3 protein-coding genes are annotated in these 10,034 nt (G+C 36.0%); all 3 read right to left on the bottom strand.

Annotated elements, in window-relative coordinates; translation table 11 throughout:
* The coding region (locus tag ACM55G_RS12035; RefSeq protein ID WP_416844184.1) for an IPT/TIG domain-containing protein at positions 1 to 1,403 on the bottom strand (1,403 nt) is incomplete at its 3' end.
* Between the two features lie 14 nt (positions 1,404 to 1,417).
* Entirely contained in the window at positions 1,418 to 1,960 is a 543-nt protein-coding gene (locus tag ACM55G_RS12030; RefSeq protein WP_416844183.1) for a hypothetical protein, read from the bottom strand.
* A 1,844-nt stretch (positions 1,961 to 3,804) separates the two neighbouring features.
* Complete coding sequence (locus tag ACM55G_RS12025) at positions 3,805 to 8,193, bottom strand: T9SS type A sorting domain-containing protein (protein ID WP_416844182.1); 4,389 nt, start codon at positions 8,191 to 8,193, stop codon at positions 3,805 to 3,807.
* Positions 8,194 to 10,034 lie beyond the last annotated feature (1,841 nt).

The following is a 10,034-nucleotide window of genomic DNA, read 5'->3' as shown; positions in this document are numbered from 1 at the left end:
GTGATTACCACTGTTGCATCGGTGAATGTCGGAGTTACAGCACCACAAGTATCGGTGGCTGTTGCTGTTCCAAGCGCTGCATTTATTGCATCCGCTGTTGGGTTACAACCCAAAGTACCGTTTGTAGGTGTTCCGGTAGCCGTGATTACTGGTGCCACTAAATCGGGTGTTACCGTAAAGGTTCTTGTGCAAGTCTTAGTTTCTTCGCAATCACTGGTTAATGTCCATGTAACTGTCGTAGATCCTCCACAATTATTTGGTGCTAAAGGAGTAACAGGATTACTTGTTAATACAGGGTTAGCGCCACCACTTGTACTAAAAGTTGCAAGCCAGGCATTAAATTTTGTATTAATTTGATCTTGTGTCTGACAAGAAGCTTCAGTTACATCTGTTGGGCAATTGAATATTACCGGATTTGAAGGAGGTTCTTGAATCGCAAAATTTGTTTCCGCTATACATCCTACACCGTCAATTTGGTTGTTACCCTCTACAGTAACTGAATAGTTACCAGCTACAACATTTGGAAAGAAAACCGTTGTGAATGCCGTGAAAGGTATAACTACATCAGGAAACCCAACACGATGCAGTGTATATTTATAAGCCGTATTACCACTTGAAGTTGCATTAACTTCAAGATTAGTAGTACCTCCAAAACATGTAATTGGAGCAAATGATGTAGTTACTTTTACATCTATTATTACGATAGAGGCACTACATTCAGAACTACCTCCAGGAGCATTAACAGTTAAAACGCCCAGAATTTTCCCCGGGGTTGTTCCCGGAAATAATACTGCTGTTAAAGTTCCTGAATTTGTAGCAGGATTATAAACAAATGGCGTATTAGATATAATCATTGCTCCATTTGTAGTGTTATCCTCCCCCGGAGGGAATGTTAAGATAAGCTCAGGAACAGGAGGTACTGATGTTTGATCATTACCGCTATTTGCAATTTCGACAGTAAACGTAAGATTTGAACCAAAACACGCTTTAAGAGGTCCCACTATGTTACATGATGGTGGTGCTATAAATACAAAATTATCGATATCAGCAGTTCCTCCAGAAGTAGTGACAAAAATCCTACCGCTCTCACCTGATGAAGACACTACAGCTGTTATAGTGCTGGAATTTACAACGGTAAATGAAGTGGCCGATTGTGTCCCAAATTTAACTGATGTAGCACCCGTAAAATTGGTTCCTGTAATGGTAACTATATCTCCCGTTTTGGCACTAGCCGGCGAAAAACCTGTAATAGTAGGAACTTGAGCATAAACCATCTGAACTGTTGACATCAGTAAAAACAGCAACAGCGAAAAATATCCCAATTTAGTATTCTTTTTTTTATTTGAATTATCGGATTTTTTGTAACAGTCACCCAATTCTTCAATTTTGTTTGAAATTTCCATAGTGTAAATTTTTATCATTTATAATTTAAATTTCGGCTTACAGTAACTGATTTAGTGCATGTGCAAGATTTACTTGAATCTCTATTATTTAAATCATGATTTGTGACTGTAAGCTTTATGGCAAAGCTTCCTCCTTTAGTACCTGCTTTCAACTGAATACTTGAGGTGCCCTTACCTGAAACTATAGTAGCCCCCGGTATGTTATCATCAATTTTCCAAGAATAAGCAGTATTAGAGCCAGAGTTAAAAACATCTGAATTGATGCTTATTGTGCTGCCTCCTCCAGGATCAAAATACCCCCTTAACGGACCTGACAGATTACAGGAAGGTTGTTGAGCATACAGAAAACTTGTAAAAAGAAAAAGCATAACAAGTAAAAACATACTTGAAATAAAATTTTTATTCTTAGAAGTTTCCTCAAAAAAATGTTCACTCATGTTAGTCAGTGAATAATTCACTAGACTTAAACCGATTTTAAATACATTTTCCTCCTTAATCAAGACATTATCCCGATTACTGAAAAACGCTGAAAAATTTAATAAAACATGTTTTTTCATAATAATTATTTTAAAGTTTTAATACCACAGCATTAATTAAAAATTAGGATAGTAGAAAAAGGGATACAGAAAATAAAATGTGTTTTTTAACCTTACATATATCTGATACATTGTTATTTAGACAAGGCAGGTCTGCAGATATAGATAAAGGTAAAAACACTACAAAAAAATAACAAAACACCCCTCAGAAAGAATTCTGAAGTTTTCAATCAGCAAAAGAATATTTATGGCGAGAGCCATAATTATACTCTTTCATTTACCCAAATAACAACCTTCAAAAGAATTCTGAAGTTTACTATCATCAAAAGAATTTTATAGGAATGAACTCTAACTAAATTTCTTTTAATAACCGGATAGCCGCTTAAAAAGCAGCCTTAAAACTCTAATCTAAAACAATTAGCATTGAAATTAAAAAAATAGGATGAAACAAAAGTTTTCAGATTTGGGGAGAAAACTTGCAGAAAAACGAACATCTTCAAAAAAATAATTTTATGAAGTACTCCATCATTTAAGGATATTTTATTATGGGGAAACAAAAAGATCCTTACATTAATCTGAAAGTTGCTTGATAAACAACTTAAAATCAAATAATTTTTTGTTAAACCAAAGTTAGGTATTACAGTAAAAAACGAAAAAAAAATAAAGGCAAACAAGACAACATTCTATTATTCCCGACAAGGAACATAGTTCGCTAAGAAAAGCTTTACAGCAGTAAAAAATTAATACTAAAAAACTCATTAACTAATTGATATTCAATTAATTAATAATTTTATTACATAAATTTTGTTAATCAAAAAATAATGTTAAAGACAATAAATTCCTTTTACATTTTAATCATATAATTGTATTTATATTAATTTTTAGACAACAATTTTAGATGTTCATTGATAATCTTAAATTATTAAAATTGACTCTTCGTTTTAATATTTCAGAAACAATCATAAGAAATTTTAACAATTAATTTTTGTTCTTCCGAAAAGTCAGGTAAAACACATTAAAAAATGAACCAAATAGAACATAGAATATGATTTTTGATTTAACCCAACTTGCAGGTTTAAGCATTCTAAAAGTTAAAGTAAAGTTAAAAATATATTTTTTGTACATTGAATAAGTAACAACAGAAGCATTTAGGTGTCATTTATATTTGTAAACATCTGTTTTGTAATAATACGATTTTAAGTCCCAAATAAACTGTTATTTGATTTGGCACTATTTTACAACTTTCTGCAATGTTTTTCAAATTAACATGTCGCAAAAATCCACAAACATCAAAAGTGGAATTCTACCACTCGATTGGTAGAAAGCTATCGTGATGTCAATAATTCTATTAGCCACAGAACCATTGTAACGTCAAGATTTATTGACCCTTTTTATGCTGCTGAGTTGATTTTTATAAAAAAATACCAGCGATAGAATAAGTGGCAAACCTATGTTATTTGTTCAACCCTACGATACACATATTTTAGAATATGCCGATGAGTTTATCGTAAAGTATAAAGCATTAAAAAACAACAAGTCCGACTCGAAAGTTAACGCCTAAAAAGACATGGGACCTGTCAAGTTAAACACTTTACAACCCCTAGACACCAAAGAGTTTGGGATGGTAATAGTTGCGTTTTCAAGCCCTAAAACAGCTCAAAAGTTATGAAATACGCTATCATCCAAAGAATTTTTTATTGCAGAGAACAAAAAAACTTCATCAATCTCAAAGCTTTTTTTTATATAAAAACTTAAACTCAATTAAAAAAAAAGCATAAAAAAACCTCGAAAATTTTACTTTCGAGGTTTAATTTTATATCTAATCCGTCTGCTTCTTTTTTAAGGATTAGGAAATTATTTAAAATCTATTTTGAAGACATTACTTTTTTAACACTGCTTCCTCTATCCGTAGTTACTTTCACTACATAAACTTGCTCTTGTCCTCTATTCATTTTAAGGTTTAGTGCAACTTCTTTGTTTAAATAACTATTGGAATCTGTTTTTGAAAGTACAGCTGTTCCAACTGAATTAAATACTTCAATTTTTACATCGGACACGTAATCAAATTTGTATTTAATAGTAAGCACATCTTTAAAGGGAACTGGGTAGGCATCAAAACCTACAGGTTCAGTACCTAGACTACCTTCTTTTTTAGTAGCACTAGTTCCCCCTAAAGGACATCCTGAATTATTAAGCATATCCAATTCAGTTGCTAATATTCCAGGCGCTTTTCCTCCAGCTAAATACGCTGCATTAACAACATTTATTACCGATTGAGGATTATCAGAATAAGGCGCCGGATAATCAACTTCGTCGCTACATGCATTCAATAAAGCCGCTACTCCTTGACGAGCTAAGTTATAAATACCTCCACCACCTAAATTCAGCGCTTGCAACAAAGTTAAATTAGCAAGGTTCGATGGTGCATTTACAAACACATCACCAAACAGCATTGAAGGGGTATAGGTTGAACACCATCTATTAGTATGGTTTTTCCAGTATCCTAAAGTACAGCCCTCAAATGCACAAATTTGATTAGTAACCAGAACCACATCCGTAGCAGTACATCCGTTAGCTGGATTAGTAACGGTTAATGTATATGTACCTGCTGCATTTACTGTTGGTGTGGCAGTTGTGGCTCCTGAAACAATATTTCCACCATTGCTGGCAATCCAGGAGAAAGTTGCTCCTGCTGTAGATGAAGATCCTGATAATAATGCAGTAGTTTCACCGCATAATATCTGAACATCAATACCTGCAACTGCATTTGGTGGTGTATTGTTTAAAGTCACTAAGGCTACATCGGTAGCAGTACATCCATTGCTTGGATCGGTAACGGTTAAGGTATACGTACCAGCTGCATTAACAGTTGGTGTCGCTGTTGTAGCTCCGGAAAAAATGTTACCACCGTTACTTGCAACCCATGAGAAAGTCGCTCCTGCTGTTGAGGAAGAACCGCTCAAGGCAATTGAAATAGTAGTACAAGTTAACACTTCGTCGGCTCCTGCATTTGCGTTTGGTGCCGTATTGTTTAAAGTTACCAAGGCTACATCGGTAGCAGTACATCCATTGCTTGGATCGGTAACGGTTAAGGTATACGTACCTGCTGCATTAACAGTTGGTGTCGCTGTTGTAGCTCCAGAAACAATGTTACCACCGTTGCTTGCAACCCATGAGAAAGTCGCTCCTGCTGTTGAGGAAGAACCGCTCAAGGCAATTGAAACAGTAGTACAAGTTAACACTTGGTCGGCTCCTGCATTTGCGTTTGGTGCCGCATTGTTTAAAGTTACCAAGGCTACATCGGTAGCAGTACATCCATTGGCTGGATTGGTAACTGTTAACGTATATGTACCTGCAGCATTTACTGTTGGTGTGGCAGTTGTGGCTCCGGAAACAATGTTACCACCGTCGCTAGCGACCCATGAGAAAGTCGCTCCTGCTGTAGAGGATGAGCCGCTCAAGGCAATTGAAGTAGTAGTACATGTCAATATTTTGTCGGCTCCTGCGTTAGCGTTTGGTAAATTAGCATCAAGAGTTACCAAGGCTACATCGGTAGCAGTACATCCATTGGCTGGATCGGTAACGGTTAAGGTATACGTACCTGCTGCATTAACAGTTGGTGTCGCTGTTGTAGCTCCGGAAACAATGTTTCCAAAATTACTGGCAGCCCATGAGAATGTTGCTCCTGCTGTTGAGGATGAACCGCTCAAGGCAATTGAAGTAACAATACAAGTCAACATTTTATCAGCTCCAGCATTCGCGTTTGGTGCCGTATTGTTTAAAGTCACCAAGGCTACATCGGTAGCAGTACATCCATTGCTTGGATCGGTAACGGTTAAGGTATACGTACCTGCTGCATTAACAGTGGGTGTCGCTGTTGTAGCTCCGGAAACAATGTTACCACCGTTGCTTGCGACCCATGAGAATGTCGCTCCTACTGTTGAGGAAGAACCGCTCAAGGCAATTGAAGTTGTAGTACAAGTCAACACTTTGTCGGTTCCTGCATTTGCGTTTGGTGCAGTATTGTTTAAAGTTACCAAGGCTACATCGGTAGCAGTACATCCATTGGCTGGATCGGTAACGGTTAAGGTATACGTACCTGCTGAATCAACAGTTGGTGTCGCTGTTGTAGCTCCGGAAACAATGTTACCACCGTTACTTGCAACCCATGAGAAAGTCGCTCCTGCTGTTGAGGAAGAACCGCTCAATGCTATTGAAGTAACAGTACAATTCAACACTTTGTCGGCTCCTGCATTTGCGTTTGGTGCCGTATTGTTTAAAGTTACCAAGGCTACATCGGTAGCAGTACATCCATTGGCTGGATCGGTAACGGTTAAGGTATACGTACCTGCTGCATCAACAGTTGGTGTCGCCGTAGTGGCTCCGGAAACAATGTTACCTCCGTTGCTTGCAACCCATGAGAAAGTCGCTCCTGCTGTAGAGGATGAGCCGCTCAGGGCAATTGAAGTAGTAGTACATGTCAATACTTTGTCGGCTCCTGCATTTGCGTTTGGTGACGTATTGTTTAAAGTTACCAAGGCTACATCGGTAGCAGTACATCCATTGGCTGGATCGGTAACGGTTAACGTATATGTACCTGCAGCATTAACAGTTGGTGTCGCTGTTGTAGCTCCGGAAACAATGTTACCTCCATTACTTGCAACCCATGAGAAAGTAGCTCCTGCTGTTGAGGAAGAACCGCTCAATGCTATTGAAGTAACAGTACAATTCAACACTTTGTCGGCTCCTGCACTGGCATTTGGCGGCGTATTATTTAACGTTACCACGGCTACATCGGTAGCGGTACACAAAACACTGACAGGACTGGTAACAGTTAATGTATACGTACCTGCTGCATTGACAATTGGGGTGGCTGTAGTTGCTCCTGAAACGATGTTACCACCATCACTTGCGACCCAAGAGAATGTCGCTCCTGATGTGGTTGAACTTCCGCTTAGTGCAATAGAAGTTGTGGTACAAGTTAAAACTTTATCTGCACCAGCATTAGCATTTGGAGTAAAATTCAAACTCAATTGAATGGGAGCTCCCGGAAAATCTTTCAATTCAGATTGCGTTGAACTTCCTGAAGACCGTGTTCTAATAAACAGCGTACTGAGTGTAAAGCATGGATTACTGTTTGCTGTTGCGAACACTTGTGTAAGATTGATAGCTCCCTCAGCATATTGATTAGGAGCATAAACACCGGGAAATGTTCCATATGTATCAAAAGGTACTGTGGTAGTCGAAAAGTTATTGGTTAAATAAATTTCTCCTAAAAAATCAGAGTTGGGATGAACTACATATTCAAAAACTCCCGGCGTTATTTCTGTCCATATTCGGATCACGGCGGTAGCATCACCACCTCCTTGGGTAAATTCAATGGTAAGCAATATGTCACCCACTGTACGTCCACCCTGGGTTCCACCTGATACAAATCCGCCACTACCACTGATGATTGGAGTAATACCAGAAAGGGGGTTAACAGGACCATAGGTAGCTCCAGTGATCGTTAAGGGAGCCTGTAAAAACTCAAAATCTATGTAACTGCTCCCATTGGTCACCTGACGGTCACCTGCAAAAAGAGCCCACAAATCCGTAGCAACTCCAGGTCCGCTAGTGCCAGCAACAAAGGTTAGACCATCAGTACTAACTCCTCCTATTACGCTTGGGTCGCCATAACTAAAATGAACACCAGCATTTTGGATTTCATTTTTATCAGGTGAAGATCCCGCTCCCCAAGTATAAGTGTTTGGATTATCATTTATTTTATTGGAAGAGGTGAATGTGGTTGGATCATTTAGATAGGGATCCTGAAGAAAATAGCTGACCGGTACAGTGACAGGGTCGGTAGGTTTATAAAAAACGTCACCGGTAGTTGGGTTAATCACACCATGACCGGTAATAGTAGGATGTAACAGGTCAAACAAGTCTCCTACACCTTGATAAATAGTACCAATAGGTTCGTGAGCAAAGGCATCGCCGTCAACTCCAGAACCTGATATTGGAGTTGCTACAGGCACTACACCTTGAATATTCTGCGCATTACCTGTATAGCCCGTCATCAGGATTGTCCCTAACATAAGCGACAAAACAAATGAGTGGCGCCAACAACTCAGCCATAAACTAGACAGCCAATTAATAGAATTTCTCTCCTTAAATTTTAAAAAATTTAATTCTGAAATAGTGTTTTTCGTAAATAAGCAACAATTGCTGGTTAAAACATCGAAAAACTTCGAAATTGTATTCTTTTTCATAATAAAAGTATTTTTACATCATAAATTAGAAAAAAGGAAAATTTACAGACTTGGGGGTAAACTTGCAGAAAAACGAAACATCTTCATAAAAACATTTATAAAGTACTCATCATCCAAAGAATTTTTATTGTAGGGAACAATAACTAAATTCTTTATCAACCAGATAGCCACTTAAAAAAGCAACCTTAAAACTCTAATCTAAAACAATTAGCATTTTAATTAAGTCCGATAGGTCTAGAACAAAAGTTTTCAGACTGGGGAGAAAACTTGCAGAAAAACGAAACATCTTCAAAAATTAATTTGAAGTAGTCCATCATCTTCTAACATTAAATTGCTTGGTAAACAACCTAAATCAAATAATTTTTGTTAACCAAAGTTAAGTATTACCAAAAAAAAAAGTAAAACAAACAGACCTAAACAAGACAACATTCTATTATTCCCGACAAAGAACACAATTCACTAAGAAAAGCTTTACGACTATAAAAAATTAATACTAAACAACTCGTTAACTGCTTGATTTACAATTAATTAATAGTTTTATTACATTAAATTTGTTAATTAAAAAATAATGTTAAAAGCAATAAATAGTCTTTGTACTTTAATCACTTTATTGTAATTCTATTGATTTTTTTTTGGTGAATTTGGGTAATTATAGCTAATCTTAAAATATAAAATTTGTCATTTTTTTTAAAGATTTCCAAACAATCATTCGAAATTTTAACTATTGATTTTTACTCTTCAGAAAAGCCAGGTAAAAGCATTAAAAATTGAACCGCATAGAAACATAGAATTTAATTTTTGGTTTAAATCTGTTCCAAAAAGTCGAAATTTAGTTGATATAGAAAAAAAGCCAATGCTCTTTTTCTATTGTGAACCCTTATCACTGTAAACATTTATTTTTAAAGGAATAAACACTATGTTTCTATGTGGTTTAAACTTCCATTTATTTTAATGCGTTGACCTCAGAAAAGTAGGTAGGAACTGAAAATAAAAGCAAAAAAGACTCTTTATTGCTGGAGTGCGCTGAAAAAAGCATTAAAGAATTAGATTTCATTAAAAGAGCAGAAAATAAATTGGCTTTGATTGTAATGTACCGAGTACTAATTGGTCCCTGTTTTAAGGGCAACACAGTTATATAATACAACACCAGTCTTTCCAATATATATCGTTTTCGTAAATGATAAAATAGTACCTAAATCAGAAAAACCAGCTGTGTTCCAGCACGTCTCATTGAAGTAGTTTAGCCTTATTAATTTAAAAAAATAGTATCATGAAAAAGATTTTAAAATTAAGTTTATGTTGATGTAAAAAAAAGTAAAGAAAATAAAATTAGCTTTTCTCTAAATCAAATCAAGAAAGTTAATATCTATTTATGATAATGAGGATAACTTAATTTACGCCGAAAATGCAAAAGGTGAGAAAGGAATCGTAAGGACATCTAATTTAGATGAATTTCCAGTTGGAACTTATTATTTGGTTATGGAAAACAGTATCTAAAAAAAGTAAGACATGAAATTATTATTTCTGAAGAAAAGTCAATTTTAACAACAAAAGCAATCTCGGAAGTTTAGAAACCGGCATTGAAAAATAAAAATGTAGCAAATGTTGATTAATTTGCTACCGAAAAGAATACCCGTATATCATTTTTAAGAGGCTGTCTTTACAACAACAGCCTCTTTTTATGATAAATTATTGCCTCAAATGTAATTTATAATAAATTAAAAAAGGACCTCATCACTGAAAGGTCTTTATTAAATATTAAAAAATATTCCCCAAAAAAGCAGGATAAGCGACCATTACCCTTTAAAAAGCGAAAGCGAGTGTTTGAGATCCTGCACAAA

The sequence above is a fragment of the Flavobacterium algoriphilum genome, from assembly GCF_048158655.1.
In the GTDB taxonomy this organism is placed as follows: Bacteria; Bacteroidota; Bacteroidia; order Flavobacteriales; family Flavobacteriaceae; genus Flavobacterium; species Flavobacterium algoriphilum.
Note: the sequence above shows the minus strand (reverse complement) of the source record. Positions and strands in the feature narration are given on the sequence as shown.

Excerpts from the sequence above, each read along its gene's own strand:
- ACM55G_RS12030 (WP_416844183.1), bottom strand. The coding sequence starts at position 1,960 with ATGAAAAAACATGTTTTATTAAATTTTTCAGCGTTTTTCAGTAATCGG.
- ACM55G_RS12025 (WP_416844182.1), bottom strand. The coding sequence starts at position 8,193 with ATGAAAAAGAATACAATTTCGAAGTTTTTCGATGTTTTAACCAGCAAT.